Annotated in this window: 15 protein-coding genes and 2 pseudogenes; 5 read left to right on the top strand and 12 right to left on the bottom strand. The window is 64.7% G+C overall.

Annotated features, from left to right (window positions below; translation table 11 throughout):
* Positions 1-141 precede the first annotated feature (141 nt).
* The 4 genes from AC2W7L_RS09810 to AC2W7L_RS09795 all read right to left on the bottom strand — a co-directional run bounded on the left by AC2W7L_RS09810 (position 142) and on the right by AC2W7L_RS09795 (position 5,850).
* Positions 142-1,737: an HNH endonuclease gene (locus AC2W7L_RS09810; protein ID WP_486004305.1), complete on the bottom strand. Its 1,596-nt coding sequence runs from the start codon at positions 1,735-1,737 to the stop codon at positions 142-144.
* Positions 1,738-1,900: 163 nt separating this feature from the next.
* A complete protein-coding gene (locus AC2W7L_RS09805; RefSeq protein WP_486004304.1) occupies positions 1,901-3,319 on the bottom strand; it encodes an MFS transporter in 1,419 nt (472 codons plus the stop codon).
* A 223-nt stretch (positions 3,320-3,542) separates the two neighbouring features.
* Positions 3,543-4,634, bottom strand: coding sequence for a branched-chain amino acid aminotransferase (locus AC2W7L_RS09800; protein WP_486004303.1), 1,092 nt, complete (start codon positions 4,632-4,634; stop codon positions 3,543-3,545).
* Positions 4,635-4,812: 178 nt separating this feature from the next.
* Complete coding sequence (locus tag AC2W7L_RS09795; RefSeq protein ID WP_486004302.1) at positions 4,813-5,850, bottom strand: 3-isopropylmalate dehydrogenase; 1,038 nt, start codon at positions 5,848-5,850, stop codon at positions 4,813-4,815.
* A 309-nt stretch (positions 5,851-6,159) separates the two neighbouring features.
* Here AC2W7L_RS09795 and AC2W7L_RS09790 point away from each other — a divergent pair, with 309 nt between their 5' ends.
* The gene (locus AC2W7L_RS09790; protein ID WP_486004301.1) at positions 6,160-7,011 is read left to right on the top strand and encodes an HpcH/HpaI aldolase/citrate lyase family protein; all 852 of its coding nucleotides are present in this window, start codon (positions 6,160-6,162) and stop codon (positions 7,009-7,011) included.
* Positions 7,008-7,706 (top strand): phosphatase PAP2 family protein, encoded by a 699-nt coding sequence (locus AC2W7L_RS09785; RefSeq protein ID WP_486004300.1) that lies wholly within the window; start codon positions 7,008-7,010, stop codon positions 7,704-7,706. The genes AC2W7L_RS09790 and AC2W7L_RS09785 overlap by 4 nt, the downstream gene beginning before the upstream one ends.
* 21 nt (positions 7,707-7,727) lie before the next feature.
* Here the strand turns inward: AC2W7L_RS09785 and serA are convergent, their stop codons facing one another.
* The 5 genes and pseudogenes from serA to AC2W7L_RS09760 form a co-directional block, all read right to left on the bottom strand.
* On the bottom strand, positions 7,728-9,320 hold the full coding sequence (gene serA, locus AC2W7L_RS09780; RefSeq protein ID WP_486004299.1) for a phosphoglycerate dehydrogenase: 1,593 nt from the start codon (positions 9,318-9,320) through the stop codon (positions 7,728-7,730).
* A gap of 56 nt (positions 9,321-9,376) precedes the next feature.
* Positions 9,377-10,720 carry a GNAT family N-acetyltransferase gene (locus AC2W7L_RS09775; RefSeq protein ID WP_486004298.1) on the bottom strand — a complete coding sequence of 448 codons (1,344 nt, stop codon included), beginning with the start codon at positions 10,718-10,720 and terminating at the stop codon, positions 9,377-9,379.
* Positions 10,721-10,848: 128 nt separating this feature from the next.
* On the bottom strand, positions 10,849-11,880 hold the full coding sequence (ilvC, locus tag AC2W7L_RS09770; protein WP_169252741.1) for a ketol-acid reductoisomerase: 1,032 nt from the start codon (positions 11,878-11,880) through the stop codon (positions 10,849-10,851).
* A gap of 106 nt (positions 11,881-11,986) precedes the next feature.
* The gene (gene ilvN, locus AC2W7L_RS09765) at positions 11,987-12,502 is read right to left on the bottom strand and encodes an acetolactate synthase small subunit (protein ID WP_265417612.1); all 516 of its coding nucleotides are present in this window, start codon (positions 12,500-12,502) and stop codon (positions 11,987-11,989) included.
* Between the two features lie 91 nt (positions 12,503-12,593).
* A pseudogene (locus AC2W7L_RS09760) lies at positions 12,594-14,432 on the bottom strand (acetolactate synthase large subunit); the annotation flags it as partial.
* A gap of 514 nt (positions 14,433-14,946) precedes the next feature.
* Here AC2W7L_RS09760 and AC2W7L_RS09755 point away from each other — a divergent pair.
* Both AC2W7L_RS09755 and AC2W7L_RS09750 read left to right on the top strand, forming a co-directional pair.
* Positions 14,947-16,629, top strand: coding sequence for an ABC transporter ATP-binding protein (locus AC2W7L_RS09755; RefSeq protein ID WP_486004297.1), 1,683 nt, complete (start codon positions 14,947-14,949; stop codon positions 16,627-16,629).
* Positions 16,626-18,481, top strand: a pseudogene (locus AC2W7L_RS09750) (ABC transporter ATP-binding protein). Before AC2W7L_RS09755 ends, AC2W7L_RS09750 begins: the two are co-directional and overlap by 4 nt.
* Before the next feature lie 3 nt (positions 18,482-18,484).
* On the opposite strand, the gene AC2W7L_RS09745 reads toward AC2W7L_RS09750, so the two are convergent.
* Positions 18,485-19,099 carry a protein-L-isoaspartate O-methyltransferase family protein gene (locus AC2W7L_RS09745; RefSeq protein ID WP_486004296.1) on the bottom strand — a complete coding sequence of 205 codons (615 nt, stop codon included), beginning with the start codon at positions 19,097-19,099 and terminating at the stop codon, positions 18,485-18,487.
* An 89-nt stretch (positions 19,100-19,188) separates the two neighbouring features.
* Here AC2W7L_RS09745 and AC2W7L_RS09740 point away from each other — a divergent pair, with 89 nt between their 5' ends.
* On the top strand, positions 19,189-19,707 hold the full coding sequence (locus tag AC2W7L_RS09740; protein ID WP_486004295.1) for an adenine phosphoribosyltransferase: 519 nt from the start codon (positions 19,189-19,191) through the stop codon (positions 19,705-19,707).
* Between the two features lie 47 nt (positions 19,708-19,754).
* On the opposite strand, the gene AC2W7L_RS09735 is transcribed toward AC2W7L_RS09740, so the two are convergent.
* Positions 19,755-20,459, bottom strand: a complete 705-nt coding sequence (locus tag AC2W7L_RS09735; RefSeq protein WP_486004294.1) for a hypothetical protein — start codon at positions 20,457-20,459, stop codon at positions 19,755-19,757.
* A gap of 303 nt (positions 20,460-20,762) precedes the next feature.
* Positions 20,763-21,215: a PTS sugar transporter subunit IIA gene (locus AC2W7L_RS09730; RefSeq protein WP_486004293.1), complete on the bottom strand. Its 453-nt coding sequence runs from the start codon at positions 21,213-21,215 to the stop codon at positions 20,763-20,765.
* Positions 21,216-21,219: the final 4 nt, after the last annotated feature.

The raw sequence follows: 21,219 nt of genomic DNA, 5'->3' as shown, positions 1-21,219 counted from the left end.
ACTTTCGGTGACCACTTGCCATCGCCCCGGAGGACACGTTATGAGCAGGGCCTCGCCCGCTCGTTCGCCGCCCCTGGCAACCGCTCTTCCTCCTGGGCGATGGCTCGGGTCACGGCTCTTCCACCTAGCCGACGACTTGGCTCACCGCCTGCCCCTATGCTCGAGAATTGCAGCGCAGAGGAGTTCTTCGGTGGGACTCATCGGTCGTTCGTCGGCATCAAAGATGTCGATTCCAACTGTCGTCCCGCCGATATCGACGGTTGCCGGCTGCGAGCTCCGGCGTTTGTACCGCCATGGGATCATCACCGAAAACTCGGGACCGGATTTCAGTGGCGCAGGACAAGCACTGTCACCTGGCGAGGCAGCAGCCGCATCAGCTGAGGCTTCGTCATGACGCTCCCCCGGTTCGGGACCGTGTTGCCGACCGGGATCGCGCTCTTTGCCACAATGTTCTTCCTGACTGGCAGCACCCTTGGTATCGAGAGGATGCTTTGGATCGGGAGGACCGAGTGGTTTGGTGCGGGTCTTGTAGTGGTGGCCGGTCGGTGTGACGACCTCGAGGGCATCGGCTGTCGCCTTATGGCGCCACCCGCCGAGTTCCTTGAGATAGTTGCAGGCCGCACACAGTCCAGACGAGTTGTCCCAATCGGTTTCCCCGCCGGCGGCGACGCCCTCTGCGTGGTCTGCGTGTTTGATGGGCGCCTCGCACCAGGGCGAGCGACAGACATCGTCGCGGAAGACGACCATTCGCCGAAGCAGGCGGGAGAATTCCCGGCGGCGCGAGTCCATCCGCACGAGCTGGCCGTCCTCGGGCCGCGTGTACAGCCTGCGGATGAAAGTGGCAGCTTCGTTCTCGGCCACGATGTTCCGTGCGGCTTTCGCCGGGATCGGTCCGACACCGGGGAACCACGCCGATTCCTCTCCTGGCCCGAACAGACTGCTCGCGTGCATGATGAGGTGGACCTCGGTCGGCACGGCCTGGGCGGATTCCTGCCCGGTCAGTCGCTCGACCAGCAGATCAGCCGCGATCTGGCTCTGCGATCGCCCGTCGGAATCGCCCGTAGCGATGACGGTTTGGGCCGACTTCTTGAGGTTGGCGAATGCAGCCACGGCCTGCGACATCGGCAGCAGGGCGGTCAGATAGGCCATATTGCCCGGCGCGGGACGCACACTGACCGAGCGCTCTTCGACACAGCGCTCCAGGTGGTCAACCGCAGCCTGCTGGTCGAGCTTCTGCGCCAGCGCCCGCACTTCGTTTCCGAGGCGCCTGACACCGACCTCTGGGAGGCGTTCGGCCATGCGCTCGTCGAGCTCGAGCTTCTTCTCCCGTGGAAGCCAGTCGGACTCTTTGGCGACGACCCTCGCCTTCTCTTCGGAGATGTCGCCGCCCTTCATTGCTGCGTAGGTCTTGGGCAGGTCCATGAGGAGAGTGCGGGAGAATTTCAGCAGTGCGTCTCCACGGGAGCGCGAGACCTTCCGCGCCAAGGCCACCTCGGCGCCGAGGCCGCGTCCCTGTTTCTTGCCGGCAACCCCGTCCTCGGCTTCGCGGTTGCGGCGGAGCATGTCAAAGGTCGTGGTTTCGCGGGCCTGTGCGGCAGCACAGGCGGAGGTCAGCTCCTCGAGTGCCGTGATGCGATCGATCGCTTCTTCCTCGGTCTTGGCCGGAGGCAATTCGGACAGGCTGTCGCGCCACCGAAGGATATCGGTGAGTGCGTCTGGAACCTGCTTTGCCTCCATGCCCAGAACACTATAGGTCGGCACTGACACGAGAAATATGACCAGCGTTCTCGCAGGTCAGAGGCTATACCTGCGATTTCAGGGCACTTCCTCGGCGATGCCAGTGCTCACAGACTGGAAGAGCCCCTAACGGAGCAACCTCGGAGCGGAGAGATGAGCGAGCTCAGCTCAGTTCTTCGCCGGTAGTCTCTCGTGCGAGGAAGCCCATGAGCAGCACTGCGACGACGACAAGCGCACCGGTGAGGATGAACGTCAGGGTGAGTCCGAGCACCGGCCACATGAACGCACCGAACACGATCGGGGCGATTCCCGTGGCCAATCTCGACGCCGCTGATGCCCAGCCGAAACCGGATCCGCGCAGTCGGGTCGGATAGAGCTCGGAGACGTAGGTGTAGAGCGTCGGAATGGCGATCTGGATGACGAAGCCGAACCCGATGATCGTGGCCTTCGCCCCGAACGTGAGGTTCGCACCGGAGGCCTCGATGAACACTGCCGCCCCGACGAGGAGCACCGCGGCCACGATCGACGAGACTCCGAGCACCCATTTGCGACCGAACCGTTCGACGATGAGCGCGGAGACGATCACGCCGAGGATGCCCACTGCCGTCATCGCCCCGGTGACGAGGAACGCCGCCTGATCGGCGAGCCCCTGCTTCTTGAGGATCCCCGGCAGCCATGTCAGTGCCGCATAGTAGACAAGAAGGACGGAGACGAAGAGCGCCCAGGCCACGAGTGTCGTCTTCGCGGAGTGCTGCCACAGCTGTACGAGCTGACCACTGGCTGCGCGAAGTTGCCTGCCGACCTTGGGTCCGTTGGCCGGTGTCGCTGGCCTTGCGTCCGGGGCCGCACCATGTCCGCCCACCGGTTCATGCGTCCATTCGGTGACGTCGGCTCCGGTGCGTTCGACGAGGCGGGCGATGATGGCATCGGCTTCTGCGTAGCGCCCGACGGAGGCGAGATAGAGAGGTGATTCCGGAATTCCGAAACGCACGGCGACGGTGAGCAGGGCGGGAATGATCATGACGAGCATGATCAGTCGCCAGTCCCCGAAGTCGAGCAGGTAGGCCGACACGAACGCGCAGAGCGAAGCTCCGATCGGCCACCAGCCGTCCATCGCGGTGAGGACACGTCCGCGGTGGCGGCTGGGAGTGAACTCCCCGACAAGGGCGTAGTCGACGGGGATGCATCCGCCGAGCCCGAATCCGGCGAGGAAACGGAAGAGGATGAACCACCCGTAGGCGGGTGCGAATGCTCCGGCGACGGTGAAGATCGAGAACACGAGGAGCGTGAGGGTGAACGCTTTCTTCCGCCCGATGACATCGGCGATGCCGCCCCAGATGAAGGCCCCGAGAGCCATGCCGATGAGGTTGGCGGTCGCGATCCAGGCGGCCTGGCCGACGCTGAGACTCCAATAGTCGCTGAGCAGCGGAATGAGGAATCCGTTGAGGGCGACGTCCCACGCGTCGAACATGAAACCGAGCCCGCCGATGAAGAAGATGGCACCTTGAGTGCGCCATTTCCATGGCAGGCGAGCGATGACTTCGGAGGCTGTCGGTACCGACGCCGAGGTGGTCGTGTGCACGAGGCCACAGTACCTCAATTAACGCACAACTGAGTAAAAGAATTCGAGTGCGGTCACAGAAAAAGGCGGGCCGCCGCGAATCTCTTCGCAGCGGCCCGCCTCATGAGCATGGTCGGGAAGCGCCCAAGCCAGGCCTCACCACCCACAACGGTCAGCACTGCTCAAAGCAGACGGAGCCACTTACATCAGCCGGCGCCGCACAGACCAGACGGTGCCTAACGAATCAGGCCAGGCGCACGAGCCAGCTGTTCTTGTCCTCGACGCGTCCGTACTGGATGTCGAGCAGCGTCTTGCGCAGCTCCATGGTCTTCTCACCAGCGTCCTCACCATGGTCGATGGTGAAGTCTTCGCTGACGAGCTTGCTGATCGGCGTGATGACCGCAGCGGTGCCGCAGGCGAATGCCTCGACGATCTCGCCGCTGGCAGCACCCTCACGCCACTCTTCGATGGAGATCTGACGCTCTTCGGGCTCAAGCCCGAGCTGCGGTGCGAGCTCGAGCAGCGAACGGCGGGTGACACCGTCGAGGATCGAATCGCTGAGCGCAGGAGTGAGCAGCTTGCCGTCCTTCGTCACGAGCATGAGGTTCATACCGCCGAGCTCGTCGACGTACTTGTTCTCGACCGAATCGGTGAAGAGCACCTGCTGGCACCCATTGGCGGCCGCCTCATTGGTTGCCACCAGCGACGATGCATAGTTGCCGCCGCACTTTGCGAAACCGGTGCCGCCGGCGCCGGCGCGCTTGAGCTTCGGCGAGAGCCAGATCGACAGCGGCTTGATGCCGCCGGAGAAGTAGGGTCCGGCCGGCGAGGCGATGACGTAGTAGTCGACCTCGTGGCTCGCCCGCACGCCGAGGAAGCGCTCCGTGGCGATCATGAACGGGCGCAGGTACATGCTCGACTCGTCGGCTTCCGACTCCGGCGTCGGGACCCAGGCCTGGTCAAGGCTGACCAGCTGCTTGAGCGAATCGATGAAGTCCTCTTCGGACAGCTGCGGCAGCGCGAGGCGTTCGGCGGACTTGTTGATGCGCGCGGCGTTGCGCTCGGGTCGGAAAGTCCACACCGAACCGTCGGCGTGACGGTAGGCCTTGAGCCCTTCGAAGATCTCCTGGGCATAGTGGAGAACTGCTGCCGCCGGATCGAGCAGCAGCGGCCCATACGGCCGGACCTCGTGCCCCTGCCAACCGTCATCGACCGTGTATCGGATGTGCGCCATATGGTCGGTGAAGTACTGGCCGAAACCGGGGTCCTTCTTGATGTTCTCGCGCACCAGCTCGGGTTGCGGCTGGAGGTTCTTAAGAACGGTGAAATCTGTCATGAAAACTCTCTTCTCATTTGTGATGAGTGACACTTTCAGGGTAGTCCATCACCCCGGTGCTCGTTGCACCGGGGTGATGTCGTCGATCCTGAGAACAGGTGTCGCTCGTTTGGGTTCAACCTCGCAGAGGTGACCCCGTCGTCACCTGCCCGCCCCCTCGCCGAGGCGGTCGATCACGTCAGCCGAGACGTGCCGCGATCGCGTCGCCCACCTCGGTGGTGGACCGCTTCGTTCCGTCGCGCCCGGCAAGGTCGGCCTCAACGGCCGTCTCGATCGCCTTCGCCACGGTCTCGAGTCCCAGATGGGAGGCCATGAGGGCTCCCGAGAGGATCGAGGCGGTCGGGTCGGCGATCTGCTGGCCGGCGATGTCCGGAGCGGACCCGTGGATCGGCTCGAACAGGCTCGGCGCGGTTCCTTCGACATTGAGGTTCCCCGAGGCGGCCAGACCGATTCCGCCGGTCACCGCAGCAGCGAGGTCGGTGAGGATGTCACCGAAGAGGTTGTCGGTGACGATGACGTCGTAGCGCTCGGGGTTCGTGACCATGTAGATCGTGCACGCATCGGTGTGCTCGTAGTTGACGGCCACCTCGGGGTACTCCTGGCCGACCTTCTCGACCACGCGACGCCACAGGTGACCAGCATGGACCATGACATTGTGCTTGTGCACGTAGGTGAGCTTCTTGTTCCGGGCCTGGGCGCGGGCGAAGGCGTCGCGGACCGCGCGCTCGACTCCGTACCAGGTGTTGACCGAGACCTCGGTCGCAACTTCCTGCGGGGTGTCCGTGCGCACGGATCCACCCGATCCGGTGTACGAACCTTCGGTGCCCTCACGGACGACGACGAAGTCGATCTTGCCGGGATCGGCCAGCGGGCTGGTGACTCCGGCGAACAGCTTCGAGGGGCGCAGGTTCACTGCATGGCCCAGCCCGAAGCGCATCTTGAGGATGACTCCGCGCTCGAGCACGCCGGAGGGCACGGACGGATCCCCGCAGGCGCCGAAGAAGATGGCATCATGTCCACGCAGCGATTCGAGCTCTTCGTCGGTGAGCGTCTCACCGGTCTCGTGGTAGCGCTGCGCGCCGACGGTGTAGTCGGTGAGCTCGAGCTCGACGGGCTCGCCGGACACCTCGATGGCGCGCTTGAGGACTTTGAGGCCTTCGGGGACGACCTCGTTGCCGATTCCATCTCCGGGCATGACTGCGATTGAGAACTTCATGCTCACAGAATAGGACTCCATCTCACGATACAACTGCGGCGTCTTACAATGTGAACTGTCGTCCGCGGCGATGCGCAGGCGAGGAACCGCGACCCGCAGTGAGCATCGTGCCCGAAAGCGGCCAGCCACCTCCGAATACGGCCGACAGCCCTGGGCGCACCACTCCGCGATACGTGTGCGGGCATGAACAATTTCACGTCCCAAACCCTGCTTTCAGCTACACATCCGACGCCGCAGGGACGAAGATGGATAGTGCACCCCAAACCCCGTGGGGGCCACACAGAAACAGCCCCGAGAGAAAGTCGATCATTGACCGAGACCATCCGCAACGCCCGTGCCGCAGCCCTGCCCGCCAAACTCTCCCGGTCCTGGCTGCTCGTCAATGCTGCGAAGGAGGAGATCTTCACTCCTGCGCAGACTTCGGAAGCGGACTCCGTCATCTTCGATCTTGAAGCCTCCGTCGCCGACGACAAGAAGCTCGAGGCTCGTGACAATGTCGTGCGCGCACTCGAGAACGGAATGTCGGCCTGGGTGCGCATCAACAAGATGGAATCCGAATTCTGGGACGACGACCTCGCCGCCGTCGCCATGCTGCCTGGCCTGCGCGGAGTCATGCTCCCTGAGACCGAACGCCCCGAACAGGTGTCCTACACCGCGATGCGTGCGAAGGCCGGACTTCCCGTGCTCGCCCTCCTCGAATCGGCGCGCGGAGTGGAGAACGCCACCCGCATCGCCGAGGCGCCCGGCACCTTCCGTCTGGCCTTCGGAACCAATGACTTCCGCAAGGACACCGGCTTCTCCGGCGATCCGATGGCCCTGGCCTATGCCCGTTCGCGCCTGACGATCGCCTCCCGCATGGGCGGCCTGCCCGGCCCCATCGACGGACCGTCCCCCGCCGATGCCGATGATGAGAGGGTCTGGGCCGACGCCGAGGTCACCCACATGATGGGCATGACCGGAAAGCTCGTCCTCACCGTCGACCAGGTCAACACCCTCAACGAGGCGATGAGCCCGAGCGAGGACGAACGCGACTGGGCCCGCCAGATGCTCGAAGCCGCCGAAGGCGGGTCCGAGATCACCGACGGCTCCTACCTGCCGCGCCTGGCCCGTGCGAAGAAGATTGCTTCCTTGGCGGACACCTACGGTCTCTGGAACGCTTGAACCGGCAGCCGTCCTGGCTGCTCTGGGCGACGCTGCCCGCCGCCCTGTTCGTCATCGCCTTCGGACTGTGGCTTCACCTCGAGTGCATCGGCCCGACCCCGATCGATCAGTCCTGGCTGGAACTCGTCGGCCTCGATCGGGGCTCGGTGCCGTACTGGATCTCCGTCGTCCTCGCCGAGGTCGGCGGCGGCACCGGCGTGGTCATCTGCACCGCGCTGCTCACCGGCATCTTCGTGCTGCGCAGACGATTGCGCTCGGCGATCTTCCTCGTCACTACGATGCTCGCCGGCGTCGCGGCTTCGGAGATCCTCAAGGCCATCGTCACCCGCCTGCGGCCGGGTGATCAGCTCTACGAGTCCTTGGGCTTCTCCTATCCCTCGGGACATTCGATGGGCGCGGCCGCACTGGCCATGAGTCTGGCGATCATCGCCTGCCGCCGACATCAGCGCGAATCAGCAGCTCAGGCAGCAGAAACTCAGCCACCGAGGATGGGCTTCCATTGGTCGTTCATCCTCGCCGCGGTCTGGATCCTCGCCATGATGTGGTCGCGTACCGCACTCCAGGTCCACTGGCTCACCGATACGATCGCCGGAGCCTTCATCGGCATCGCCGTCGCCGTTCTCGCCGACGAGTTCTGGACCCTGACAGCACAGAGGACCCGTTCACCCCGCTTCGCTCTGTGGCTTGCGGGATGAACGGGTCCTGTTGCTGCGGCTTCAGTCCTCCTGCAGCGAGACGCCGGTGAAGGCCGAGGCGTTCACGGCACCGGCCACGGCCTTGACGACCTCGTCGGAGACGACAGAATCCACGGCTAGGACGGACAGCGCCTCGTTGCTCGTCGATGCGGGCGAGACCTGCATGCCCGCGATATTGACGTTGTTGGCACCCAGCGCCAGACCCAGCTGACCGATGATTCCCGGACGGTCCTCGTAGCGGAAGATGAGCAGGTTGTCGGTCAGCTCGATCTCGAGCGAGTAGCCGTCGACTTCGGTGAGCTTCTGCACGAGCTTCGGTCCGGTCACGGTGCCGGACACGGAGATGCGCTGCCCGCTGCTCGTCGTCGCGGTCAGACGGGTGATGTTGCGGAACGATTCGCAGTACGGATCGGTGACGAGTTCGACGCCGATTCCGCGCTCTTCGGCCAGCAGCGGAGCATTGACATAGGAGACCTGGTCGGACACGACGTCCTTGAACAGGCCCTTGAGTGCGGAGAGCTTGAGGACGGAGACGTCCTTGTCGGCGATCTCGCCGTTGACCTCGACCTTGAAGTGCGTGACCGAGGAGTCGGCCAGCGCATTGACGACCCGGCCCAGACGTTCGGCCAAGGGGATGCCGGGACGCACATCCTCGTGGATGGCACCTCCTGCGACGTTGACCGCGTCGGGGACGAGCTCGCCGGCCAGGGCCTTGCGCACGGACTTCGCCACGGCGACGCCGGCCTTCTCCTGGGCCTCATGGGTCGAGGCGCCCAGGTGCGGGGTGACGTTGACGGCGTCGAGGTCCATGAGCGCCGAGTGCTCCGGCGGTTCGACGTTCCAAACGTCGATTCCGGCTCCGCCGACCTCACCGCTGGCCACGGCCTCGGCCAGGGCCGCCTCGTCGATGATGCCGCCGCGGGCGACGTTGATGAACCGGGCGCCGGGCTTAGCCGCCTTGAGCTCCTCGGTGCTGATCATGCCGACGGTCTCCGGCGTCTTGGGCATGTGCACGGTGACGAAGTCGGACACGGCGAGCAGACCAGGCAGGTCGAGGACCTCGACGCCCATCTGAGCCGCACGGGCCTGAGTGATGTAGGGATCGTAGCCGACGAGGCGCATGCCGAAGGCCTTCGCGCGCTCGGCGACGAGTCCGCCGATGCGGCCGAGGCCGACGATGCCCAGGGTCTTCTCGTAGAGTTCGACGCCGGTGTACTTCTTCCGGTTCCACTCCCCTGCCTTCAGCGAAGTGTTTCCGGCACCGAAGTAGCGAGCCGAACCGAGGATGTGAGCCATCGTCAGCTCGGCTGCCGAGATGATGTTCGACGTGGGTGCGTTGACGACCATGACACCCGCCGAGGTGGCTGCGGGGACATCGACATTGTCGAGTCCGACTCCGGCGCGGGCGATGACCTTGAGGTTCTTCGCAGCGTTGATGGCTTCGGCATCGACCTGCGTGGCCGACCGGACGAGGATCGCATCGGCGTCGGCGATGGCGGGCAGGAGCTGGGATCGGTCAGCGCCCTCGGTGTGACGGATCTCGAAGTCTCCTCCGAGAGCTTCGATGGTGGCCGGTGACAGTTCTTCGGCGATGAGCACGACGGGCTTGGGCACTGATTTCCTCCTGTTGCGTCCGGACGCGTCCACCTTATGAGACTTTCAGGATTCCTTCACAAGGTCTCAGATTCTGGGAACAATCGCTCAACAGAACTGCCAGCCGGATCAGAAACCGTTCGGCGAATACGGCGCTCGGCCGAGACTGAACATCGCACTGGCGAGCACAGCGGACCCCGGTGTGTGCTCATCGATGCGTCCAGCCGGGCGAGGATGACGGGATCGGCACCGCCGAGGAACAGGGAACCGAGCTCGGCGATGCCGAGCCCCAGATCTGCCGGCGTCGAATCGGAGGCGGGGGTCACCTCGGCGCTCTCACCATCCGAGGTGATCGTGAAGCGTCCACCGGCGAGGTCGAGGGAATCGTCGATGTCGATCGTCAGCGTTCCGGGCACGTACCAGGGCCGGGCTTCGAGCGCGGCCTTGACGTCGAGGATGCGGATCCAGATGTTGTCCTCGCTCGCGACAGTCTTCACGCGCCGGGAATCGGTGAGCAGCCACGGCAGCGGGGAGTACTCGGCGGACTCGCCGAAGGTCACGCGGGTCGACAGGTCGATGGCGGCGAGGAACGACCACAGGGAAGCGTAGGCCGCATCGGTGGCGGCCACGAAGTCGATGATGTCGACGGTCGGCGGGGTCTTCGACCAGCCGGCGAATTTGTAGGACACATAGCCGTCGGGCTCGCCATGTTCGTCGAAGTGCAGGGCCGCGCGGACGCCGCGATCTTCTTCGCCGGTCTCGGTGTTCAGCGCCCCGGTGGCACGTTCGATGTAGGTCTGCTGGCGCTCCATCGCTCCGGGCGAGGTGCGCATGAATCGGTCGTAGATCCTCGGAGCGAGTTCGCGCAGCTCGCTGGGCAGGCACATCTCGACCCGGCGATCGGGTTCGCGGACCATCTTGAACCCGGGTGAGGTGTCGACCTCGATCGAACGCAGCCAGGTGGCCACGCCGAAGCCGAAGCGCGAGTAGATTCCGCCTTCGGTCGCGGTCAGTGCGGCGAACGGGTAGCCGGCGGCCTTCGCCTCGGCGAGGTCGGTGGTCATGAGCGATCGGAGGAGTCCGCGCCGGCGATGCGTCGGGCGCACCGTGATCCAGGTGATGAGGTGGCCGGGCACCAGTCGGCCGCCGCCGACGTTGACGAGCTTTTCAAACCACGCGAAGGTCGCGACCGGGATGGACGAGTCCAGTCCGTGTCCGAACTCCTGGTCGGCGTAGACGGCCGTGAGCTTGCGCCCATCGGCGATCGCCCGCTTCACTCGTCCGACCAGGGCCTTATCCGTGGAGCGGGGGTCGTGGAAGCCGACGCTCGTCGAGGCGAAGTACGCCTTGGTGCGCTCATCCGGCTCGCCGGTGGCTTCGTCGATGGTGGGCTCGAAGTCTTCGAATCTGTAATTCGTCACACATCCACAGTAGTCCAGTTCGGTGCCGCCATCGGAAGATTCTCCCGGGTGAATGCGCAGGAGCCCCGGACACCACACGGTGTCCGGGGCTCCTCTGCTCAGTTCTGCTCAGTGTCGAGCGATCAGACTCAGCGAGCGGCAGTGCCCTCGGTGTAGTCGTCGTCCGAGTCCTTGAGCCATGCGAACATCTTGCGCAGTTCGCGGCCGGTGGACTCGATCGGGTGCTGCTCTTCCTTGGCGCGCAGCTCCTTGAACTCCGGTGCGCCGTTCTTCTGGTCGTTCATGAAGCGCTCGGCGAACTTTCCGTTCTGGATGTCGTCGAGGACGCCCTTCATGTTCTCCTTCACCTCGGGGGTGATGACGCGCGGGCCGGAGACGTAGTCGCCGTACTCAGCAGTGTCGGAGCAGGACCAACGCTGCTTGGCGATGCCGCCTTCGACCATGAGGTCGACGATGAGCTTGAGCTCGTGGAGGACCTCGAAGTAGGCGATCTCGGGCTGGTAGCCGGCCTCGGTCAGGGTCTCGAAGCCGTACTGGACGAGGTGCGAGACGCCGCCGCAGAGCACGGTCTGCTCACCGAACAGGTCGGTCTCAGTCTCCTCGGTGAAGGTGGTCTTGATGCCGCCGGCGCGCAGGCCGCCGATGCCCTTGGCGTAGGACAGGACGGTGTCCCAGGCCTTGCCGGAGGCGTCGACCTCGACGGCGACGAGCACGGGCACACCGCGGCCGTCGACGAACTCACGACGGACCACGTGGCCGGGTCCCTTCGGGGCGACCATGATGACGTCGACGCCCTCGGGTGCCTTGATGTAGTCGTAGCGGATGTTGAAGCCGTGGATGAACACGAGGGTCTTGCCGGGAGCCAGCTGATCCTTGATCTCGTTGTTGAAGATCTCGGCCTGAACCTGGTCGGGTGCGGCGATGGTGATGACATCGGCCCATGCGGCCACCTCGGCGGGGGTGCCGACCTCGAGGCCTTCGGCCGTGGCCTTGTCCCGGCTGGGCGAACCTTCCTTGAGACCGATGCGGACTTCTGCGCCGGAGTCGCGCAGGCTCAGCGAGTGGGCGTGGCCCTGGCTGCCGTAGCCGATGACGGCGACCTTCTTGCCCTGGATGATCGACAGGTCTGCATTGTCGTCGTAATAGCGTTCTGCTGCCATAGTTCTAGCTCCTTATGCTTACGGGGTGATGTCCCCATTGTTTCACAGTTCGGTACTGCTGTTCACTTATTGAGATGACGGGGGTTCCACAGGTTGGAACGCGAAATCAGCTCCGGAGGGCGCGGTCGGTGATCGACTTCGCACCACGGCCGATGGCCACGGTTCCCGACTGCACGATCTCCTTGATGCCGAAGGGCTCGAGGACCTCGCGCAGCGCTTCGACCTTGCCGAGTTCACCGGTGGCCTCGATGCTCACGGAGTCCGGTCCGACGTCGACGATCTTCGCGCGGAACATCTCCACCGCCGAGGCGACCTGCGGACGTGTCGCCGTATTCGCCTTGACCTTGTAGATGATGTGCGCACGACGCACCGAGGTCTCGGGTTCGAGCTCGACGATCTTGATGACGTTGACGAGCTTGTTCAGCTGCTTCGTCACCTGCTCCAGGGGAACATCGTTGACGTCGACGACCACCGTGATCCGCGAGAGCTCTTCGTGCTCGGTCACACCGACGGCGAGGCTGTGGATGTTGAAGCCGCGACGGGCGATGAGCCCGGTGAACCGGGTGAGCACACCGGGCTTGTTCTCGACCAGGACAGAGAGTGTGTGCCGGCTGTTGTTCATTCCAGGCCTCCTTCGATCTGAGCCACGGAACGCACCGTGCCGTCTTCGTTCGCTCCAGCCTCGGCGATGGCGCCTCGGCTTCCTCTTCGCCCTCCCCGTCGAATTCGGGGCGGATGCCGCGGGCGTACTCGATCTCATCGTTCGACACACCTGCCGCGACCATCGGCCACACCATCGCATCCGGCGGGACTGTGAAGTCGAGGACGACCGGTCGGTCATTGATCGACAGCGCCTTCTCGATCGCGGCGTCGACATCCTCGTTGCGGTCCACGCGCAGCGCTTCGCAGCCGTAGGCTTCGGCCAGTTTGACGAAGTCGGGGATGCGGATCGTCTCGTGACCGGTGTTGAGGTCGGTGTTCGAGTAGCGGCCGTCGTAGAACAGGGTCTGCCACTGGCGGACCATGCCCAGGGACGAGTTGTTGATGATCGCGACCTTGATCGGGATGTTGTTGAGCGCGCAGGTGGCCAGTTCCTGATTGGTCATCTGGAAGCAGCCGTCACCGTCGATCGCCCACACGACACGGTCGGGCTGACCGACCTTCGCACCCATCGCTGCGGGCACGGAGTAGCCCATGGTGCCGAGTCCGCCGGAGTTCAGCCAGGATTTGGGACGCTCGAACTCGATGAACTGAGCCGCCCACATCTGGTGCTGTCCCACTCCTGCGGCATAGACCGCCTCGGGGCCGGTGAGAGCGGAGATCCGGGAGATGACGTACTGCGGATCGCACAGTTCGCCGTGCGTCTCATAGCCGAGCGGATAGGTCTGCTTGAGACGATTGAGGAAGCGCCACCACGGTTCGCGCTGACGCTCCAGGGCCTTGGGGAACTTGCTGCGCATCTCCGCGAGCATCTCGGCGAGCACTTCGCGGGCATCGCCGACGATCGCGACATCGACCTCGCGGTTCTTGCCGATCTCGGCCGGATCGATATCGGCGTGGATGACCTGCGCGTTCGGGGCGAAGGAATCGAGCTTGCCGGTCACTCGGTCGTCGAAGCGGGCGCCGATGGCGATCAGCAGGTCGGCCTTCTGGAAGGCGGTGACGGCAGGCACGCTGCCGTGCATTCCGGGCATGCCCAGGTGCAGGTGGTGGGAGTCGGGGAAAGCTCCGCGGGCCATGAGCGTGGTGACCACGGGGATGTTCGTGGCCTCGGCCAGGCGCAGCAGCTCCTTCTCGGCCTCCGAGCGGATGACTCCGCCGCCGATGTAGAACACGGGGCGCTGAGCCTCCGACATCAGACGCGCGGCCTCGCGGATCTGCTTGGCGTGCGGCTTGAGGATCGGGCGGTAGCCGGGCAGCGCCGGCTCCTCCGGCCAGACGAACGGAGCCGTGCCGGTCTGGGCGTCCTTGGTGATGTCGACGAGCACGGGGCCGGGACGACCGGTGGTTGCGATGTGGTGGGCGTTGACGAGGACTCCGGGGATATCCTCGGCGCGGGTGACGAGGAAGCTGTGCTTGGTCACCGGCATCGTCATGCCGACGATATCGGCTTCCTGGAATGCGTCGGTGCCGAGCAGCGTCGAGGCCTGCTGGCCGGTGATCGCGAGCATCGGCACGGAGTCCATGTTCGCGTCGGCCAGCGCCGTGATGAGGTTGGTCGCACCCGGACCCGAGGTGGCGATGCACACGCCGAGCTTGCCGGATGCGGCCGCATAGCCTTCGGCCGCGTGGCCGGCGCCCTGCTCATGGCGGACGAGGATATGGCGGATCTTCTCGGTCTCGAAGAGCGGGTCATAGGTGGGAAGGATGGTGCCGCCGGGAAGCCCGAATACCGTGTCGACCTCGAGCTTCTCGAGGCTGCGGACGATCGCCTGCGCGCCGGTGAGGACCTCGGGGCCGGTATTGCGGCGAATACTGGACGGTGTGGCTGTGACCGGTGCGGACGCGGGTTGAGTGCCCGTGTCCTTCGCGGTCGAGGGCTTGGCTGCCATCGATTCCTATCCTTCCTAGGTTTCCTTCTCATCTCCGCATTAAAAAAGCCCCTCCGGATTCGGTAGGGGCGCGCGGAACGTGTCGTCTCGACAGGCTACGGAAGATCCGCGCTCTGGCTAATAACGACGACAAGAAGGTGAGTCATGCCTCAATAGTTCACCGCAGCGCTTGAGGGTGTCAAACCTCGCAAACGTTCGTCCCAGAATTCGAGACTTCGGATAGTTGCCATGCGAGACTCGCCGAGGCGGCGCCGCGATCACATCTGCCCACCGTCCACGGCCCGTCAGCGCTATTCAGCAGTGTCATTCAGCGCAGAAAGACAGTCCGATTCAGCGCACAGAGAAACGGGAAGCCCGTTTGCCGGATTCGTGGAATAGGTCACAGTGTCCGACTAGGCTGGAGTATCGTGCGCCCCCTCCTCCGTTTCTGGCCTGATCTCCGCTCACGCATCGGCGTGTACGCCCTCGTACTCGTCCTCACTCTCCTGGCCAACGGAATCCAGCTCATCATCCCGTGATCACCGGATACATCGTCGACGGGCCCATCGCCCACCGCGATCTGTCGGCCTTGTGGCTGCCGGTTCTCGGGGTGCTGTTCATCGGCATCGCCGAGGCGGTCGGAATGTGGGCGAGGCGCATGGTCGTCGCTCCCGTCGTCTCGCATTGGGAGGTGACGTGGCGTTCGCGTCTGTTCGATCGTCTGCAGTACACCTCGGTGGCGATCCATGATTCCTGGGAGTCCGGCCAGCTGCTCTCGCGCGCGGTGAATGATCTGTCCCAGCTGCGTCGCTTCTTCGCGTTCGGTCTGCCGTTCCTCCTCTCCACACCGATCGTGCTCGCCGTCGGCACGGTGATGCTCGTGATCATGCAGCCGGTGTTCGGTCTGATCATGATCATCATGGCGGTGCCGGCGATCATCGCGGTCGCCGTCTTCGAGAAGCACTACCGCGAGACCTCCCGCCGGTCGCAGGACACGATGGGCGAACTGACCACGGACGTCGAGGAATCCATTCAGGGCATCCGCATCCTCAAGTCCTTCGGCCGCTCCCCCTGGGCCGCCGAGCGCTTCTCCGAGATCTCGACCCGGCTGAAGTCCCTGGAGGTCCGCAAGGCGAAGCTCGACTCGTGGCTGTGGAGCGTGCTTCTGCTGCTGCCGACTCTGGCGCAGGCGGCGATCGTCGCCGTGGGCACCTGGGGAGTCATCGAAGGCTGGACGACGATCGGCACGGTCGTGGCGGCCGTGACGATCTCGATGGTGCTGCGTATGCCCATCGAGATGCTCGGCTTCCTGCTCGCCGATGCGCTCATGGCGCTGACCGCCGCCGGCAGGTACTGGGAGGTCATCGACATCCGCCACGACATCACCGATACCGACGGCGGTGTCGACGATGCTCCCGAGGTCGGGCGGTACAGCGGGAAGCTGCGCTTCGACGATGTCGACTTCCATTTCGCCGATACCGAACGGCTGACCCTGCAGGGCCTCGATCTCACCATCGCGCCCGGTCAGACCCTCGCTCTCGTCGGGGCGACCGGCTCGGGGAAGACGACGCTGGCGTCGTTGGTGCCCCGGCTGCAAGACGTCTCCGCCGGGACGGTGAGCATCGACGACGTCGATATCCGGGATATGCCGGTCAACGAGCTGCGCCACCTCGTCTCCGTGTCCTTCGAGGATCCGATTCTGTTTTCGACTTCGGTCGCCGAGAATGTCGAGATGGGTGCGCCCGGCGCGAGCGAGGATGAGATCTGGGAGGCCCTCGAGATCGCGGCGGCGAAGGACTTCGTCTCCCGACTGCCCGATGGGTTGGACACGCAGGTCGGCGAGCAGGGACTGTCTCTGTCCGGCGGTCAGCGTCAGCGCCTCGCTTTGGCCCGAGCGGTCATCGGTCGCCCGCGGGTCCTCGTCCTCGACGATCCGCTCTCGGCCGTCGATGTCGACACCGAGGATCGGGTGCAGCGGGCTCTGCGGGAGATCCTGCCGGATTCGACGACGCTCATTATCGCCCACCGCCCCTCTACGGCGGCGCTGGCCGATGTCGTGGCTGTGCTCGATGAAGGACGGGTTGCGGCACTGGGCACGCACGAACAGCTGCTCGAATCCTCGAAGCTCTACCGCGAGCTCATGGGGGCGAGCGCGAAGTCCGATGCGCACACGCATCCGGGGACGGCCGCCTCGGCGACGGAAGGAGGACCCTCATGAGCATGCCCCGTCTCGACAGCGACGACGAAATCGAGCAGCTGCCGCCGGACATTGCGAAGAAGGCGCGCGCCCTGCTGATGTCGCTGGTCAGACCGCATCTGGCAATGGTTGTGTTCCTCGCCGTCATCGTCGTGCTCACAGCCGTATTCATGGTCATCGGGCCGGTCTTCATCGCCGACGCCCTCGATAACGGCGTTCCGGCGGCGATCGACGGCGATATGGATCCGCTGATTCGGGCGGTCACGCTCTTCATCGTCTCGGCGGTCGCCGGGGCGATTCTGGCGTTCACGTCGACCCGGCTGGTCGGGATCACGGCGCAGAAGATCCTCTTCACCCTGCGAGAGCGGGTCTTCACTCATGTGCAGCGTCTTGACCTGGGCTATCACGAGAAGTCGACCTCGGGTCGGCTCGTGTCCCGGCAGACCTCGGACATGGAGTCGGTGCAGCAGTTCCTGTCGTATTCGCTCTTCGATACGGCGCTGGCGGTGCTGCAGATGCTCTTCATCGCCGTCACCCTGGTGGTCCTCGATATACCGCTGGCGATCGTCGTCTTCGCCGGGTTCGTGCCGCTGTTCTTCATCACGAAGTCCGCGCATTCGACTCAGCGCAGCGCCTACCGGCGGACGCGGGCGTCGATTGCGAAGGTCATCGTCCACTTCGTCGAGACGATGGGCGGCATCCGCGCCGTGCAGGCGTATCGCCGTCAGCCCGAGCGGCGCGGGACCCTGAGCGATCAGGATGCTCGCTATCGTGATGCGAACACCGATGCCCTGCGCGGGGTGGCGTGGTTCGCCGGGTGGACGCGGATGATCGGCAACGTCACGCAGACGGTCATCATCGTCATCGGTGCGTGGCTCGTCATCGAGGGGTGGACGCAGGTCGGCGTGCTCGCCGCGTTCATCCTCTACCTGCGCCGTTTCTACGGCCCACTCGACGAACTCGTGCAGGCGTTCAATCTCTATCAGTCCGCCTCGGCGGCGTTGGAGAAGATCGCGGCGGTCCTCGACACCGACCCCGAGGTGGTCGAGCCGACCCAGCCACGTGCGCTGCCTGCGCACGCGAGCGGTGCGGCCCCGTCTGCGGATGATGCCGACTCCGCAGCGACGAAACCTGCCAATGGCCGCGCGCTCGATCTCGATCAGGTCCGCTTCGCGTACGCAGACGGCCCCGATGTCCTCCCCCGCTTCAGCCTCCACATCCCTGCGGGGCAGATCGTCGCACTCGTCGGGGCCACCGGCGCGGGCAAGTCAACGCTGGTCAAGCTCGTCACCCGCTTCTACGATCCAAGCGTTGGTCGGATCACCCTCGACGAGGTGGATCTGCGTGACCTCGATGATGCGCAGCTGCGATCATCGGTCGTCATGGTCACTCAGGAGTCGTTCCTCTTCGCCGGCACCATCGCCGACAACATCCGCATCGGCAACCCGAACGCCAGCGACGAGGATGTTGTTGCCGCAGCGACCGCCGTCGGCTTGGATGCGTACATCAGACGGCTGCCCGAGGGCTATGCCACGGATGTCAAGAAGCGCGGCGGTCGGCTGAGTTCGGGACAGCGTCAGCTCGTGTCATTCGCCCGAGTGTTCCTCGCCGATCCGGATGTCGTCGTCCTCGACGAGGCGACCGCTCACCTCGACATCCCGTCCGAACGCCTGGTGCAGAACGCTCTGGCCACGGTGCTCAAGGGCCGGACTGCGATCATCATCGCCCACCGCTTGTCCACCGTCGAGATCGCCGACCGCGTGCTCGTCATGGAATCCGGCCGATCATCGAGGACGGAACACCGGACGAACTCATCTCCGGCACCGGCAAGTTCGCGCAGCTGCACCAGGCCTGGCGCGACTCCCTCGTGTGAGGGTCACTCGCTGATCAGCGGCACGAACCGGTACCAGCCGTGCCGAGTGATCGTCAGTTCGTCTGTGTCGCGCCCGCCACGGACGACTCGGAGCATCTCCCCCGCGACGGGAACGACCATCGTGGCGCCGACGGCCAGCTGATCGACGATCTCGTCGGGCAGTGAGTCGGCACCGGCGGAGACGAGGATCCGGTCGAACGGGGCCTCAGCCGGGAGTCCGAGGGCACCTGGGGCGGCTTCGTGGATAGCCACCTCGGCGAGGGTCTCGCGGTCTGCGAACTCGGCGGTGACGGCCTCGATTGCTTCCCGCGAGGATTCGACGAGCTGCGCATGCCGTTCGACGCCGACCACTCGCCCGGTCGGACCGACGAGGACGGCGAGCAGCATCGACGTCCACCCGGACCCCGAACCGAGGTCGAGGACGACGTCACCCGGCTGAGGGTCGAGGAGCCGGAGCATGTCGGCGACGGTGCTCGGCTGCGAATTCGTCTGCCCCTGCCCGATCGGCAGGGGCACATTGTCGGAGGCGTGCCGTCGTTCCGCCATCGGCAGGAACGGTTCGCGTGGAACCCGGGCGAGCGCCTCGGCGATTCGGTCGTGATTCGCATGAGTTGTCATGGCTCCTCCGATCAGAAACGGCCACCGGTACCTTCCATTGTGCCGATCCATGCGGAGGGCGCAATGCCGTCACCGAGTATCGTTGTCCCGTGACTCAATCTGATCTCGCCCGCGCCCAGAGCCTCATCACCTCGATTCCCGACTATCCAGAGCCGGGAGTGATGTTCCGCGACATCTCCCCGCTGCTGGCCGATGGCCCGGCCATGCGGGCCGTCACCGAGGCGCTCATCGAACCCTTCGCCGGACAGTTCGATATCGTCGGCGGGCTCGAAGCCCGCGGATTCCTCTTCGCGGGTGCCATTTCAGCATTGACGGGGGTCGGAATTCTGCCGATCCGCAAGGCCGGCAAGCTCCCCCGACCAGCTGCTTCCGCGTCCTACACACTCGAATACGGCACCGCCACCATCGAAGGCCCCGATGTCCTGAAGGAGGGCGAGCGCGTCCTCCTCATCGATGACATCCTCGCCACCGGCGGGACGCTCACAGCGGCCCAGTCCCTCGTACGCGATCTCGGTGCCGAGGTCATCGGTTCGGCAGTGGTCCTCGAACTGACTGAACTGGGCGGACGCGAACACACCGGAGAGGTACACGCCCTCTACGTCGAGTGAGGATGTCGCCCGCATCGCTCGGCGCCGACAATCGGTCTGCCGCGCACTCAGCGGCAGGTGTCGTAGATGGTGCGCAGCTGATCCTGAGTCGTCTGAGTTGCCGATGTGATCTGGCGGTCCGGATCCTCGTCATACTCGCATCCGCCTACGTTGGCTGAGCCCTTGGTCGAATAGTCAATGGTGCCGGTCGGATCTGAGCCCAGAGCCCAATCGAAGTACCAGGGCTGAGCGCCTGAGGAATCAACCCGTTCGATGATGCCTCGCAGCCGGCTGACCACGTCCGGTCCATCAGGGACGACCACGAAGAGCCCCGACACCTGGTTGTCATCGATCACGACCTGCACTGTCATGGGGAGAATCGGTTCGATTGCGGTCTCCAGGCGAGCCTGCGCCTGCTCCGCGTAGGGGAAAGCCACGGCCCATTCAGTCTGGGCGGAGTCTCTGACCCTCAGGTCGAACTGTTCGGTACCGAGCTCTGCCCTCACTGCGTTGATCGTCCCAAAGATGTCGTTCTGCGGATCCGTCAGCTCCAGGACATCTTCGAAGGTCGTCTGTTCCGAAGCTTGACGCCATTCCAATCGGTTGACAGACATTTCTGATGCGAGCGCGAGAAGGTACGATGCCCTGTCCGCCATGATGTCGCTGCTCGTAGCGTCTCTGATCTCGACTGCTCGACCTGACAAGAGCAACCTGAGTTCCTGATCGTAGCGATCGAACTCGTCGCCCGTCTCGTGGTCGAGTGCGGCGGCCACATCGACGGATTGGGCGGTTGATGCACCGGGCGCCATCTTGACGATGTAAGTGATACTTCGGCCGGAGTCGAAACCGTTCTGGTACTGGGTCTCAACGTCCGCCACACCCGGTTTCCCGGACAGGACCGCGCCGATGTCATCTGCACGATCACTGAGATCAGGGCCCTGACATGCCGAGAGTCCAACGGCTCCGACGACAGCAACAATCAGGGCCGCAACTCGACGGCGGCGAGCTCCTCTTTCCAACATGCTCACCAACTTAGCGGAGGATCCTCAGCCGGCCTCCGCCGGGCCTACATCGCCTCAGCCGATACGGATGAGGCTGTCGCCCGCATCGATCGGCCCCGCCTCGGCGACGCTCAGGTCCTCGACGTCGGCTTCGAGGACGACGACCGGTACGACCACGGACTTCTCTGCCTGCCGTGCGGCAGCCAGGTCCCAGACGATGATCTCGTCACCGGCCTCGACCTGCTGCCCGGCCTCGGCGCGGAGGGTGAAACCTGCGCCTCCCAGATGGACTGTGTCGATGCCCAGGTGGACGAGCACCCCCTGATCGGGCCGGTGGGAGATGACGAATGCATGAGGTTTGAGGCTCGTCAGCTTTCCAGAGACGGGCGCCGTGACCGTCAGCGTCGCACCCTCACCGGGGTCGATGGCAGCTCCGGGACCGACGAGCGCCTTTGCGAATACCGGGTCGGGAACGTCCGTCAGGGGTACCACCGTGCCGGTGATGGGTGCAGCGATTGTGACTGCCATAGTC

Source organism: Brevibacterium sp. LAARM3_SD1 (assembly GCF_057364765.1).
This window is presented reverse-complemented; position numbering and strand designations above follow the sequence as displayed.